This window comes from Halomonas sp. McD50-4, from assembly GCF_022348135.1.
In the GTDB taxonomy this organism is placed as follows: Bacteria; Pseudomonadota; Gammaproteobacteria; order Pseudomonadales; family Halomonadaceae; genus Vreelandella; species Vreelandella piezotolerans.
The window spans coordinates 61,599-74,993 of record NZ_JAKRFG010000014.1; the positions used below are offsets into that span (position 1 = coordinate 61,599).

The window sequence follows — 13,395 nt, forward strand, 5'->3', positions numbered from 1 at the left end:
GAGTCCTCTATGTCTCTACAGCGTGCCTATGTGCTACTGGCCGGGCTTTATAGCCTGTTACCCGTCATGGGCGTCGTGGCGATCTTTGCCGGCGGGGGAACGCCGCTGGCCATGGCGCACTTATTCTTCGGAGCGCTAGGCGTGGTGGGGCTGTGGGGATACATCTTGAATCGCGCCATGATGAGCCAACGCATGTGGCGGCCGCTGGCAGCGGTCTTGTTGGTCGGTAGCGTGATTCAGCTTGTCATCATGCTGACCATGCCGGTATCGGGCGTACTGTTGACTTGGATGCTGACCAGCAGCATTTTCGCTGTTCTGCTGGCGGTCCTCCTCTACCACTACGGTAACCGCGACCAGCCGTTATGGGCCACCGACGAAGAGCGTGATGCGGCCAAGCGGCTGGCGACGCTGTTGGAGCAGCAGTCGAAAGTCACGCTGGTGTACCGGGAGCCGGGGCATGAAAATAGCGTTAACGTCGTCAAAGCTGGCAACGACTACCTGGCCAACGTGACGCGTCGCTACCAAACGGACGATGAGCATCGACAGGAAACCTTCGAGCGCCGTTTTCGGCATCCTGAAACGCTCGTGTATTTTGTCGATAAGTTTGCCAGCATCTCGCCCACTAGCGTTTCGACGTCGTCCTCCATGACGCCTGCCGTTTAGGGGAAACGTCTATCGGCAGCGGGGCAGAACGATGCCAAAAGCTGCACAGCCAGCTGCGTTTTGATGGTGTGGTACAGCGGGACGATGCGCTTGGGAAGATGCGCCTCCGCTACCCGCTGGTCGATGTAGTAGGGCGCTCGGCTGCCGCAATAATTGATCACCCCACCTACTTGTTGAAAATGCAGTCCGGACGCTTTCAATAAACGGCTAAAGCGAGGCTCCAACATGGCAAAGACATGGTGGCGCCCGCTCAACCCCACCATGGCCGTGGCGGCAAGAAAGAGGCTAAGACTCAACAAGGCCGGGCTCTCTTTGATGCTTTCGTAAGGCGTTTGAGCCGTTGGTGAAGTCGAAGGGAAGTCCTGAGAGGCAAGCTCAGGACGCGAGAGCGGTTTTTTCCGCACGGTGGGGTGGACGGCCAATCGCGACACTTCGCACGTTTTGTCAGAAGAAAAGGCATGTGGATGGGTATCAGGCATGAAGAGAGGAGCAGGATAGTACGCTTCCAACGGTAGGGAACATAAAGGTCGACCACGGACGGGTTCGATCAACACGACCCTGACGCAGCCCACGTCGATACCCGTCGCGTTATGGTGAAGCAAGCAGAGCAGCGAGTGTTGATCGTGTGCGTCGCACTCGATGTTCAGCGTGTTTTCATTACCAATGGCATAGTTGAGTTCTTCGATGAAGACCGCGTGGCGCAGCGCAAACGCTCGATATTGTTCGTCTGGGGTCTGGGCAATGATCAACGTAAAGTGGTCATTGAAAAACGTTGGGCTAAACGTGCTCTCTTGAAGCGTATCAGGTGACGTCATGGTGGGTTTTATTGTCGTTATCCCCATCGTTCATCCTCTCAGTAGCTGCGCTAGGGGCAGTGGCTTGCCTACATGAAAGCCTTGCCCGTATGTAATACCGTACCCTTGTAGGATAGGCAGTAGCGGCGCTTGGTCGACGAACTCTGCAATGGTTTGCTTGCCAAACCCTTTGGCGATGTCGGCTATGGCTTTCACGATGGTATGGCTATCGGGATTGATCAATAAGCTACGAATGAACGAGCCGTCTATTTTGATGTAATCCACCGGTAGCTGGCCCAAATAGTGAAAGCTGCTAAAGCCAATACCGAAATCGTCCAATGCCGTGCGGCAGCCTAAATCGCGCACCGTTTGTAACACGTTGCGTGCGGTCGAAAAGTCGGTGATCGCAGCGGTTTCGGTGACTTCGAGAATCAAATGATGAGGGTCAGCGCCACTACGCTGCAGCTCGTCGGTTAGATACTGCTTTAGCTCCAGGTCATGCAGCGACTGCCCTGACAGATTCACCGCCAAGGAAATACCGCGATCTTGCAGCGTACCAAGCGCTTGCACGCTATGCTGGATGACCCATCGGTCCAGCGGCACCACCAAGCCACTCTGTTCGGCAATGGCAATGAAGTGCTGTGGAGCGATCAGGTTGCCGTCGGGATGGCGAAGACGCAGCAGTACTTCATAATGTTTGATATCTTGATCGGCCAAACGCACGATGGGTTGTACCATCAGTTCGAAGCTGTCGTTTTCCAGCGCGTGATGCAACTGCTCTACCCAATACACGCGATCCTGTAACTCGTCTTTTGCGTTTTCGGCCTGGGATAGGAGATACCAACGCTGGTGAGTGCTCTCCTTGGCTTTGTACATCGCCATGTCGGCGCTCGCCAGCAGATCGGCGGGGTTGCGCCCGTGAAGTGGGAAGAGCGCAATGCCCATGCTGGCGGAGATATGGTGCTTTCTGCCCGCCGATTGGAAACCGATCCCGCTTAGCAGCTGATGAATATACCCCGCCATGCTAATGGCCTGCTCGCTGCTGACCCCTTCCAGCAGCAGCGCGAACTCATCCCCACCCAGGCGTGCAATGATGCTGCGCTGGCCAAGGTTCAAGAACAGCGTCTCGGCGACCTCGCGCAGAAGATGATCGCCAACGTGGTGGCCGCTGAGCTCGTTGATCTCTTTGAATTGATCCAAATCCAGCAGCAAGATGGCGCCTTCGCCGTTGTGCAACAGCGCATTTTGCAGGGCATCCTGAAAATAGCGGCGATTGAACAGCTCCGTGAGCGGGTCGCGTTCTGCTAACCAAATCAGCCGCTCTTCGGCTGCTTTGCGTTCGGTAATGTCCAACCCTACCGAAATGCACAGCGCCTCTTCCCGGGGGCTAGCGGGCAGGACGGAGTGGTACCACGCAACGATGCAGCAGCGTTTATCGGCGGTTTGTAGGGTTTTCTCTTCCTGGCGTGGCGTGGACGATGCGGAATCGAACGACGCATCTTTTGCCATGAAGCGTCCCGGCAGCGCCGTGTGGCGGGCTTGATCGAAAATATCGCTAAAGTAGCGGCCAATGAGTTCGCTATCTTTCAGCGCCAAGCGGGCGCGGGTGTAGTCGTTGACCCGCCGAATACGCCCTTCCTGGCTGTGTACCACGATAAATACCTGAGCGGTATCTAGCAGACTGTTGACGAAATCTCTCTCATGAGCCAGCTCGTCGATACGCTCGGCCAACTGGCGGCTGTTTTCGGTCACGCTGGCTTCCAAGTTCGCTAACTGGTTCGCCAGCGTGCGAGTCGCGCGCTCAACCACATCGATTTCGTTGGAGAGCCGTGGCGTGCGCGCAGGCAGTTTGCCGCGTACTTCCGTAAAGTCCCTTCTGGCCAGCGCCGGTAACAGCGCGGCTACTCGACGTAGGCGCGCCATGGGACCCAGTAGAATGGCGAGGAGTAACAGCTGAGCAGCCAGCCAGCCTGCTACGCCGAGCAGCAGCAGCGTATTGGTGGCTTTCTGAATCGCGACGACCTGCGCCGTCACATCGGAAATCAGCAGAAAATAGCCGGTGCTGCGCCAGTCGGCATCGTTCTCCATGTATACGGCGCTGAGTTCTAAGTCGCGCTGCGCGTAAGACAGGTTGAGCGGCCGTTTGGCCAGTTCCGCAATGGGCGCCGAGCGCGCCGCGCGTTCCAGCAGAGGCAGCGTCGTCTCGCGGCTGGTAAGGGCAACCAAGTGGCCATTCCACTCCGACAGTTGGCGGCTCGCCTCTAAGCGGTTCGTGCCGGTGTAGCCCGCCACTAGTAGGGCAACCTCACTACCAGAAACTTCCCTGGCTTCCCGGGTCACGTCAGCCAGCGAACGAGACAGCACCACCATGCCAATGCTGCTGCCTGCCAATAAAATAGGCACGGCGGCGAACTGCTGACAGGTCAGCCCGCAGCGCAGCGTGGTCATCGGGGCCTCGCTTGACAGCACCTCGTCGACCCAGCCCTCGACGGGTATATCTAACGGGGGGTGGTTGCCACCGGAGTGGCCGAGCAACCGTCCCAATGGGTCGAACACAAAGACCTCGTCCACACCCGCCTCCAATTGCAGCGGTGGCCACTGATCGCGTAGCGCGTCATCGATGGCGGTAACATCGCCGATGGACAGTGCCTCGCCGAGGGGGGCTGCCGAAGCAGTGAGCCCCGCCAACTGGCGTAAGTTATCAGCAGAGCGTTGAAGGGCAAGGCGTATCTCGCGCTGCTGGCGCTCGTGATGGGCCACGCGGCTATTGGCAAACTGTTGGGTCAGGTGGTGATGCCCAAGCCAAATGAGCAGTGCCACCAACGTCAGCAACAGAAGGCTGCTAAGCGCGGTGACCCGCCAAGCGAGGCTAAACCGATGACGTGCTGGTAAAGAAGAAAACCGACTCATCACAGCAGTTCCCGATCAGGTCCATGGGTTAGAAGCGCAGCGATAGTTGAAAAAGCAGCATATTCCAGCGTTGGCGTGTGGCGTTGGCGTCTGGATTGTCTTGATTGGGTAGCCAGCCAGTGCCATCCACCGCGTGGTACTCGCCTGCCAACATCAGCCTGGGCGTGGGCGTCCACTGCACGCCCAGTGTCAGGTCGTCGGCAAACTGTGAATGGGCCGGGCCAAGGCCTGCCTGCTGATAGCGCTGGCCCGAGCGGTCGTCAGTGTCGTTGATCAAGCGATCGAAACGGACCAGCCCGCTCCAGGTAGGCGTAAAGCGGTACTGATATTGCACGTACCAGCTCTCGCCGGTGATATCGAAGGTGCGCGGCAAGGAGTCGCCGTCGAGGGACTGTTGGCGACGCGCGTACTCGGCGGTCAGGCTCCAGTACTCATCGTTGTACTGAAGCGAAGCGATCCAGGGCTGGAACTCGAAATCGGCAGCCTGTCCGCCAAGCGATGTATCGCTGTTCACCGTGGCGGTACTTAGCGCCGCGACCCACTGACCGGTAGGGTCTTCGAAAAGCAGTTGGGCAATCGCGGAAGGCTCTGCCGCCGAGACATCCTGCGCCGCACCATTGAAGAGCTGGCGCGTGAGCGTCGAGCCGGTTTGCGGGCGGCCAAGCCCACTGCGAAAACGCAGCGTGCCTGCGTCAGTGTAGGCTTCCCAATAGACGCTCACGCCATCGGCGGCCAGGCCCAGGGCGCGGGTGCGATCGAAATAGATAGATTGCGGCAGTAAGATACTGGGCCGTGTGAACGCCACGTCGCGGGTTTGGTTGTAGAGTCCGAAAGGGTTCTTGAAACGTCCTAGCTGAATGCCCACCGTGCGTGAGGTATTGGAGCTCATTTGATAGTCGATGACGCCGTAATCCAGCGTGGGCTCGGCATCCTCGGTGTCGCCGCCAGCGCGGCGGCTCAACAGTTGGGCGGCCACCAGCACCTTACGGTGAGGACGAAACGACGCGTTCAACCCAAGCTCGGTGAACTCCAGGCTGCCTGCGTGATCGCTACTGGCACCAAAAAAATCGTTATCATCGGTGACCACCAGCGCTTGGCTAAGAAAGCCATGTACCTGCAGCGTATTGCTTGGGTGGTCGTCACCATGGGCGCCCAAGGGCAGCAGCGTCAGCAGCCCCGCAGCCAGCCATGACGTGAGTGGGGAACGTTCACTCCATTGAAATGACACGGACGCTCTCATCCAGGTACTCCCTTTCAAGGTAACCCAGCGCGCCGGGTGTGCTAGCGACTTGCTGACGCATGTCGGCTTGGTCGCGTGCTCGGTTAGGGGCTTGCCCCATGCCGGAAAATACCATTCTGTCCCATGCTAACTGTAGTTGATGGGGATAGACCCCCAACTGCTCTTTGCTAAATCGACCGTGAACCGGGTCCCGATTGGGTAGCACGTACACTTGCGCAGCCTGTCCGTTGGGCCAAGTGCGCTGGCGCATGGCGAACATGGCGCGCGCGGTATCCCGGCTAACGTTGGCAGTGCCCACCGACGGGTGGGCAATCAAAACGATCGTGTTCGGTAATTCGTTGGGCTGGGCTGACGCGGGGGTAAAAAGCAGGCCAATGGCTATGAGCGCTGTCAGTGAAGCGCTCAGCAGCGTACGTCGCGGCCTCTTAGACGGCATGACCTAAGGGGTGTCCGTGCTGGCCAAACGTCAGCGTGATGCCTCCTGTGGGGAGTGCCCACCCATTAGCTGTGAATGAATAAATGACGCGTCCCCCTTGCGACGTACGACCAAAAAAGAGCAGCCAGAGCCAAACGCTTATCGACTGTATTCAACGACGCAAGCGACACGCAATGGCAAAAACTGACCAGGGTGTCATGGTAATTTACATCACCTTTCGCATGCGTGCGTTGGCCTGTATCAACGGTGGTGTAGGTAGCCTGGCTTACTCGCTGACGAGCTCCAGCAGGCGATCAGGATAATCGGTAAACAGGCCATCGACGCCTAGCGCCATCAACCGCTTCATCTCGTCCTGCCCATTGATGGTATACACGTGAACCGACAGGCCATGTGTCTGCGCCTGACGAACAAAATCAGCATCGATGACCTCGTGGCCCCGGTAGGCGGCATTGGTGCCAATCCCCACGGCGTATTCGGCAATGCGCTCGAAATCCTCATCTCGGATGCTGTCGGCCCCCGGCGTGGTGTCGTTCCACTCGGTCAACGTGGCGCTATCCTGCTCGCTTGGGGAGTACCAGAGCAGTTGAATGAGCGGCACATGGGGGTTCGCCGTACGCACTTTGAGCAGGCTCTCTTGGTCGAACGACTGCACCAGCACACGGCCTTGCTCGATCATGTCGTAGGCTTCCAGGCGTTCGACCAAGGCTTCTTCCAAGCCAGGGTTGAGGTCGGGGGATTTGGTCTCGATGTAATAGCGGGTTGTATGACCGAAATGATCGAACAGCTCGTCCAGCGTCAGGATTTGCGCGCCGCGATACTCCTCTTCCGTACGCTCGGGGTGGGCCTCGTGGAACCATGTCCCCGTATCCAGCGTTTTTAACTCGGCCAAGGTGTAATCGTGAATATGGCCTTCGCCGTCGCTGGTACGCTCGAGGGTGTCATCGTGAAACAGCACCACCTCGCCATCGGCGCTGAGCTGCGCGTCCAACTCTAAATAGTCTACGCCCCAACGGTGGGCGAGTTCGTAGGCCGCTAACGTACTTTCCGGTGCGTGGCCGCTTGCGCCGCGGTGGGCAATCACCTGGAAACTAGTTAAATCCTCACGCTGCTGTTTCAACGGCGTATCGTTTGCCGCCGTAGCAGCGGTAGCAATGCCCGTGATCACCATCGGAGTCATCAACAGAGCAGTCATCAGGGAATAGCGCGACATGAACACTCCTTGAAAACGAGTCATAACGAAGGTCATGTAACGACCTTAACCTCGCCACATGACAAACGCACGCAGCGTCGTTGGGAATAGTGCACTGACCGTTGAATCAGTAACGGAAAACGTAAAAGCGACCAAGCATCGCCGAATGTTTTAGTCTGCTGGATAGCGTTATCAAAAAGAACCACTATAGAGGTGCGTTATGACCCAACCGCTCAGCGTCGGAGCGCGAGTTCTGCGTTTTGTCATCGCTTTGTTAGCAGGCGTTATCCTGGGGAGCGTGGTGCAGACTCAGATCAATCTGGCAGCACTACAAGCGTTAGGCGTGGCTATCCCGTTTAGCGTAAGAGCATCGACTACCGGGAAAGATCTCATCCACTTTGCCCCCCTTTATGCAGCCGTACTGCTGCCTGGGTTTGCCATGTCACAGGTTGCTGCTGCGCTGATAGTTCGCCGAAAGGTGAGGAAGTGTCGCGCGCTGATTCACGCCTTAGTGGCCGTGGTCGGGCTGTGGGTCACTTTTTGGCTGGCGAATGCCTTTGCGCCCATGCCCACGTTGATTGCGGCGACTCGCGGGCCGTTAGGGTTGGTAGCCATGCTGGCTACGGCAGGGCTTGCGGGGTGGCTGTTGGCAGTGCTCACACGTGACAGGAGTAACGCTCGAGGGGCGGCCAACATAGCCGTGATGGCAGGGGCGTTACTACTGCCCGTGGCACCTTCGGTAGACGCTCAGCCTGCTCAAAGCACCTACCAAATAGACATTTTAACGGAGGGCTTGGCGCATCCGTGGTCGCTGGCATGGTTACCTGATGGGCATATGCTGGTCATCGAGCGCCCTGGGCGTCTTCGGCTGTTAAGCGCGCAGGGCGAGACACTGGTGGAGTCGCTGGGGGGTATTCCCGACGTTTATGCCTCTGGGCAATCGGGCCTTTTTGATGTGCTGTTATCACCCCAATTCGAGCAAGACCAGCAGCTCTATCTTAGCTATGCCTGTGGCACCGCTAGCGCTAACCACACGTGCTTGGCGAAAGCGACGCTCGGGGAGAATCGCTTGGAGCAAGTGGAAGAGATATTTCGCGTACACCCAGCAAAAAGCGGCGATGCCCACTTTGGCGGCCGCCTCGCGTGGCTTGCGGATAGCACCTTGATCATGACCCTAGGCGATGGATTTGATAACCGCGAAGAAGCGCAGCGAACGACCAGCCATATTGGCGGGATTGTGCGCCTGAATCCTGATGGCAGCGCTCCAAGCGATAACCCCTTCATCGCAGATGCCAACGCACTGCCAGCGCTTTACAGCATTGGCCACCGCAACGTGCAGGGGCTGGTCTTCGATAACGCCAATCAACGTCTCATCGCCCACGAGCACGGCCCACGAGGCGGCGATGAGTTAAACGTGATCACCCCAGGAGGCAACTACGGCTGGCCTATTGCCACTGGTGGGCTAGATTACACCGGCGCTCGGGTATCCCCGTTTGAAGCGTACCCCGGCATGCTGCCACCTGCGCTTGAATGGACGCCCTCCATCGCGCCTTCCGGTCTAGCGCTATACCAAGGTGAACTGTTTCCCGAATGGCAGGGCGATCTACTCGTCGGTTCGTTGGTCAATCGTGAGGTCCGCAGGGTGCGGCTGCGTGAAGACGGCGGCGCAGAAGAGGTAGAGAGGCTGTTCGGTGAACTCGATGCCCGAATTCGCGATGTGCGGGTCGGCCCCGAAGGGGCGGTGTATCTGCTCACCGACAGCCCAGATGGGCAACTACTGCGGGTGGTGCCCCGTTAATCAACTAAACTGAATAAAGAAAGCGCTAACAGGTAGGTTGCTCAGGAGATGTCATGATTCATAAGGAACATCACCGCTCTCATCGGTCGGGCTGGTTAAGGGCCGCTGTACTAGGCGCCAACGATGGCATTGTGTCGACTAGCAGCTTGATTTTAGGGGTAGCCGCAGCGGCTACGGCACAAAGCGATATTTTGCTGGCGGGGGTGGCAGGGTTAGTCGCTGGGGCGATGTCGATGGCGGCGGGGGAGTACGTCTCAGTCAGTTCGCAATCGGACACTGAGCGGGCCGATTTGGCCATGGAGCGGAAGGCGTTAGCGCACCATTTCGATGACGAAAAAGAGGAGCTGGCCGCCATCTATGTCGAGCGTGGCCTGACGCCTGAGCTGGCCCACCAAGTCGCGGAGCAGCTGATGCAAAAAGATGCCTTGGGGGCACATGCGCGGGATGAAATCGGCATTACCGATGTGAGCCAAGCGCGGCCATTGCAGGCAGCGTTCTCATCGGCGGTGATGTTTACCCTCGGTGCGCTGCTACCGCTACTCGTCGCTTGGTGGGCACCCTTAGTGCTGCTGATACCTCTCGTTGCCATTGCGTCATTGGCGTCGCTGGCGCTGTTGGGTGCACTGGCCGCCAAAGTGGGCGGTGCGCCAGTGCGTACCGCCGCCTTACGGGTGCTGTTTTGGGGTGCGCTGGCCATGGCGTTGACATCGCTGATTGGCCGATTGTTTGGCGTTATGGCATAACCTGTATATGTCCATCGCTTGTAAGGAGAACGCGCATGCTGGCCTATACCATGGTGGGAACGAAAGACCTCGCGCGTGCTCTGCGGTTCTATACGCCGCTGTTCAATGCCATGGGGCTGGATATTTGTTGGCAAGATGATAGTTGCGTCTCATTTGGTGACCCGGACGATGTCAACGTGCCCCAATACTTCGTAGGCTACCCCTTCGATGGTCACGAGGCCACCGTCGGCAATGGCACCATGACCGCTTTCCAATTCGCCGATATCAAAGAGGTCGATACGCTGCATCACCTCGCCCTGGAAAGCGGCGGAAGCGACGAAGGCGCACCGGGCTTTCGACCGCAGTATGGCGACGGTTTCTACGCCGCCTATGTGCGCGACCCCGATGGCAACAAGCTGGCGTTCGTCGTTTACCCACACCGGGTAGGGCTCTAACCTTTCAACTCCCTTAGTAACCAATCCACCAGCGCTTCGCTGCGGCGGGCGTTGGTGTGTTTGGGTAGCCATAGGCAAAGTCTGGCCGGGGTTTCGATGCTGCCCCAGGGGGCGACTAGCCGGCCGCTATTTAGGTCGTCCTCCACCAGTAGCCTAGGGGCGATAGCTACCCCCAAGCCCGCTACGGCGGCTTCCATTAAGTAATAAAGGTGCGCGAAGCCTTGGCCCTTCTTCAGAGCCGTTTCCAAGGTGCTGCCATTCAACTTTTGAGCGGCTGCCCACTGGGGCCACGCTTGGGGGCGCGAGGCGGTATAAAGGAGCTTATTGGCAAATAGCGTTGCCGGATCAGCGTTTTGGCAAGCGCAAGCCAAGCGGGGGCTGGCGACGGCGCAAATTTCCTCAGGCATCAGCGTGATCAATTCACCCTCTTCAGGCCAGGGCGGTTCGAAAAAGGCCAGCGTGACACTGGTTTCCGGCTGCCCAGGCTGCTCGGCATCGCTCACCACCACCTGAAGTTTTAGCTCCGGCAGCGCTTGGTTCAAGCGGTCTAAACGAGGAATCAGCCAGCGGGCCAGCAGACTGCCGGGGCAGGCCAGGGTAAACGGCGCTTCTTCCACCTCATGCTTGAGCAACGTGCAACTATCCCTCAGTTTTGCAAAGGCTTCGCCCACGCCGCTTTGCAGCCGCTCGCCGTGGTGGGTAAGTACCAACCCGCGCCCGGACTTGGTGAACAGCGCCACGCCAAAATGCTCATCCAGGCTCTTTAGCTGGCGACTTACCGCGCCGTGGGTCACGCTCAGCTCATCGGCAGCAGCGGTCACGCTGCCTAGCCGGGCAGTAGCTTCAAAGGCGCGCAGGGCGCTCAAGGGCGGCAGGCTGTGTTGCATGGGGTCTCCTGAAACAGTTGCGTAAAACTCACAGGTGCTTGCCATCTTATCGATTTTTCTTCCCGCCTGCCTGCGCTAACGTCATTACAACCCTAAATCGCACCCAAAACGCAGAGGTCGTGATGAACCAACCTTTAACCTTGCCCGATGCCAACGGGTTGTTTGGCAGCTTTGGCGGCCGCTTTGTCGCGGAAACCCTGATGCCGCTGATTCTCGAGCTGCAGGACGAGTACGCCGCTGCAAAAAATGACCCCGAGTTTCAGCGCCAGCTCGCCTATTTCCAGGGCGAGTATGTAGGGCGCCCCAATCCGCTCTACTTTGCCGAGCGCCTCACCGAGCACTTCGGCGGTGCCAGCATTTACCTCAAGCGTGAAGAGCTGAACCACACTGGCGCGCACAAGATCAACAACTGCATTGGCCAGGTACTGCTGGCCAAGCAGATGGGCAAGAAGCGCATCATCGCGGAAACCGGAGCAGGCATGCACGGCGTGGCCACCGCCACCGTCGCCGCCCGCTTTGGGTTGCCCTGCGTGATTTACATGGGCGCCACCGACATCGAGCGCCAGCAGCCCAACGTATTCCGCATGAAGCTGCTGGGCGCGGAGATCGTGCCGGTCACTTCCGGCACCGGCACCCTGAAAGACGCCATGAACGAAGCGCTGCGCGACTGGGTCACGAACGTCGACGACACCTTCTACATCATTGGCACCGTGGCAGGGCCGCACCCGTACCCGGCGATGGTGCGCGATTTCCAAGCGGTGATTGGCCACGAAACCCGCGCCCAAATGCTCGAAAAGCAGGGCCGCCTGCCGGATTCACTGATTGCCTGCGTGGGCGGCGGTTCCAATGCCATGGGCCTGTTCTACCCGTTCATCAACGATGACAGCGTGCACATGGTCGGCGTAGAGGCGGGCGGCAAAGGGGTCAAGAGCGGCCTGCACGCCGCCAGCCTGAACGGCGGTACGCCAGGTGTCCTACACGGCAACCGCACCTATCTGCTGCAAAACGAAGACGGCCAGATTATCGACGCTCACTCGATTTCCGCCGGGCTCGATTATCCCGGCATCGGCCCCGAACACGCCTGGCTGCACGAACAGGGGCGGGTCGAGTACGTCTCTGCCACCGATGACGAAGCGCTGGAAGCCTTCCAGATCTGCTGCCGCCAGGAGGGCATCATCCCCGCCCTGGAAACCGCCCACGCCCTGGCCGAAGTGGCTAAGCGCGCGCCAACACTTCCCCGCGAGCACCTGATGGTGGTCAACCTCAGCGGACGCGGCGACAAGGACATGAACAGCGTGGCCGAGCATTTAGGCGACCGCTTCGGCATGACACATTCATGAGCGCGACCCAGGAGAACACCATGAACCGTACCTCTCGACTCGACGACTGCTTTGCCGCGCTCAAAGAGCAAAACCGGCCCGCGCTGATCAGCTACCTCACCGCCGGCGACCCGGACGCCGAGACCTCCCGCCGCCTGCTGCACGGGCTGCCGGAGGCCGGTGTGGACATCATAGAGCTCGGCATGCCGTTCAGCGATCCCATGGCCGATGGCCCCGCCATTCAAAAGGCTGCCCTGCGCGCCCTGAAAAATGGCCAAACCCAGGCCAAAACGCTGGACATGGTGCGCCAGTTCCGTGAACAAAACGGCACGACTCCCATCGTGCTGATGGGCTACTACAACCCGATTTACTGCTACGGCGTCGAGCGTTTTCTCAGTGACGCCGCCCAGGCCGGAGTAGACGGGCTGATCGTGGTGGACCTGCCTCCCGAGCACGACGAAGAGCTGTGCCAGCCCGCCGCCAAGCACGGCATCGATTTCATCCGCCTTGCCACGCCCACCACCGATGCCAAGCGGCTACCCAAGGTGCTGGCCAACGCTTCCGGGTTCATCTACTACGTTTCCGTGGCGGGTGTGACGGGCGGCAGTGCCCCCACACCCGAGCGTCTGGAAAGCGCCGTGCACCAGCTGCGCGAACACACGCCGCTACCCATTGCCGTGGGCTTCGGCATTCGCACCGCCGAACAGGCCGCCACCATTGGCCGCTTCAGCGACGCCGTGGTCGTGGGCTCCGCGCTGGTAGATTGCATCGAACACGCCAGCAGCGGCGATGACGCCGTGTCGCGGGTGCATGGGCTCGTCAAAGCGCTGGCGGAGAGTGTGAGAGGCTGCCGAGAAGCCCAGCAGGAACATGCCAGTTTGCCAGCCTGAAGGAAGTGGGAAAGCGCTATCAAAAACACAGAGCGGGCCATGATGGCCCGCTCTGTGTTTTACTGAATCCACCACGCCCGACTTGCCGTTGT

At 59.1% G+C, this 13,395-nt stretch carries 12 protein-coding genes; 6 read left to right on the top strand and 6 right to left on the bottom strand.

From position 1 onward, the window contains the following. Positions 1-9: 9 nt before the first annotated feature. Positions 10-663 carry a hypothetical protein gene (locus tag MHM85_RS15490; protein ID WP_153842691.1) on the top strand — a complete coding sequence of 218 codons (654 nt, stop codon included), beginning with the start codon at positions 10-12 and terminating at the stop codon, positions 661-663. Here the strand turns inward: MHM85_RS15490 and MHM85_RS15495 are convergent. The 5 genes from MHM85_RS15495 to MHM85_RS15515 all read right to left on the bottom strand — a co-directional run bounded on the left by MHM85_RS15495 (position 660) and on the right by MHM85_RS15515 (position 7,253). Further along, the gene (locus MHM85_RS15495) at positions 660-1,478 is read right to left on the bottom strand and encodes a PEP-CTERM/exosortase system-associated acyltransferase (RefSeq protein ID WP_231125564.1); all 819 of its coding nucleotides are present in this window, start codon (positions 1,476-1,478) and stop codon (positions 660-662) included. The two genes, MHM85_RS15490 and MHM85_RS15495, sit on opposite strands and share 4 nt — an antisense overlap. Before the next feature lie 30 nt (positions 1,479-1,508). Further along, positions 1,509-4,367: an EAL domain-containing protein gene (locus tag MHM85_RS15500; RefSeq protein WP_153842693.1), complete on the bottom strand. Its 2,859-nt coding sequence runs from the start codon at positions 4,365-4,367 to the stop codon at positions 1,509-1,511. Between the two features lie 28 nt (positions 4,368-4,395). Then, entirely contained in the window at positions 4,396-5,595 is a 1,200-nt protein-coding gene (locus MHM85_RS15505) for a porin (RefSeq protein ID WP_239286401.1), read from the bottom strand. Next, complete coding sequence (locus tag MHM85_RS15510) at positions 5,576-6,043, bottom strand: hypothetical protein (protein WP_218013974.1); 468 nt, start codon at positions 6,041-6,043, stop codon at positions 5,576-5,578. Before MHM85_RS15510 ends, MHM85_RS15505 begins: the two co-directional genes overlap by 20 nt. Positions 6,044-6,308: 265 nt before the next feature. After that, positions 6,309-7,253 carry a glycerophosphodiester phosphodiesterase family protein gene (locus MHM85_RS15515; RefSeq protein ID WP_153842695.1) on the bottom strand — a complete coding sequence of 315 codons (945 nt, stop codon included), beginning with the start codon at positions 7,251-7,253 and terminating at the stop codon, positions 6,309-6,311. Between the two features lie 199 nt (positions 7,254-7,452). On the opposite strand from MHM85_RS15515, the gene MHM85_RS15520 reads away from it, so the two are divergent. Genes MHM85_RS15520 through MHM85_RS15530 form a run of 3 tightly spaced genes read left to right on the top strand, consistent with a single transcriptional unit; the run spans position 7,453 to position 10,207 of the window. After that, a complete protein-coding gene (locus MHM85_RS15520) occupies positions 7,453-9,030 on the top strand; it encodes a PQQ-dependent sugar dehydrogenase (RefSeq protein WP_239286402.1) in 1,578 nt (525 codons plus the stop codon). 53 nt (positions 9,031-9,083) lie between these two features. Next, positions 9,084-9,773: a VIT family protein gene (locus tag MHM85_RS15525; RefSeq protein WP_044628427.1), complete on the top strand. Its 690-nt coding sequence runs from the start codon at positions 9,084-9,086 to the stop codon at positions 9,771-9,773. Between the two features lie 35 nt (positions 9,774-9,808). Next, entirely contained in the window at positions 9,809-10,207 is a 399-nt protein-coding gene (locus MHM85_RS15530) for a VOC family protein (protein ID WP_139526703.1), read from the top strand. On the opposite strand, the gene MHM85_RS15535 is transcribed toward MHM85_RS15530, so the two are convergent. Beyond that, positions 10,204-11,094, bottom strand: a complete 891-nt coding sequence (locus MHM85_RS15535; protein ID WP_219861370.1) for a LysR family transcriptional regulator — start codon at positions 11,092-11,094, stop codon at positions 10,204-10,206. The genes MHM85_RS15530 and MHM85_RS15535 overlap by 4 nt on opposite strands. A gap of 122 nt (positions 11,095-11,216) precedes the next feature. On the opposite strand from MHM85_RS15535, the gene trpB reads away from it, so the two are divergent. Beyond that, positions 11,217-12,434 (top strand): tryptophan synthase subunit beta, encoded by a 1,218-nt coding sequence (gene trpB, locus MHM85_RS15540; protein WP_239286403.1) that lies wholly within the window; start codon positions 11,217-11,219, stop codon positions 12,432-12,434. A 20-nt stretch (positions 12,435-12,454) separates the two neighbouring features. Further along, the gene (gene trpA, locus MHM85_RS15545; RefSeq protein ID WP_153842699.1) at positions 12,455-13,303 is read left to right on the top strand and encodes a tryptophan synthase subunit alpha; all 849 of its coding nucleotides are present in this window, start codon (positions 12,455-12,457) and stop codon (positions 13,301-13,303) included. The last annotated feature ends 92 nt before the right edge of the window (positions 13,304-13,395 follow it).

Coding starts and splice junctions, on each gene's coding strand:
- MHM85_RS15490 (WP_153842691.1), top strand. CDS start 10: ATGTCTCTACAGCGTGCCTATGTGCTACTGGCCGGGCTTTATAGCCTG.
- MHM85_RS15495 (WP_231125564.1), bottom strand. CDS start 1,478: ATGACGTCACCTGATACGCTTCAAGAGAGCACGTTTAGCCCAACGTTT.
- MHM85_RS15500 (WP_153842693.1), bottom strand. CDS start 4,367: ATGAGTCGGTTTTCTTCTTTACCAGCACGTCATCGGTTTAGCCTCGCT.
- MHM85_RS15510 (WP_218013974.1), bottom strand. CDS start 6,043: ATGCCGTCTAAGAGGCCGCGACGTACGCTGCTGAGCGCTTCACTGACA.
- MHM85_RS15515 (WP_153842695.1), bottom strand. CDS start 7,253: ATGTCGCGCTATTCCCTGATGACTGCTCTGTTGATGACTCCGATGGTG.
- MHM85_RS15520 (WP_239286402.1), top strand. CDS start 7,453: ATGACCCAACCGCTCAGCGTCGGAGCGCGAGTTCTGCGTTTTGTCATC.
- MHM85_RS15525 (WP_044628427.1), top strand. CDS start 9,084: ATGATTCATAAGGAACATCACCGCTCTCATCGGTCGGGCTGGTTAAGG.
- MHM85_RS15530 (WP_139526703.1), top strand. CDS start 9,809: ATGCTGGCCTATACCATGGTGGGAACGAAAGACCTCGCGCGTGCTCTG.
- MHM85_RS15535 (WP_219861370.1), bottom strand. CDS start 11,094: ATGCAACACAGCCTGCCGCCCTTGAGCGCCCTGCGCGCCTTTGAAGCT.
- trpB (WP_239286403.1), top strand. CDS start 11,217: ATGAACCAACCTTTAACCTTGCCCGATGCCAACGGGTTGTTTGGCAGC.
- trpA (WP_153842699.1), top strand. CDS start 12,455: ATGAACCGTACCTCTCGACTCGACGACTGCTTTGCCGCGCTCAAAGAG.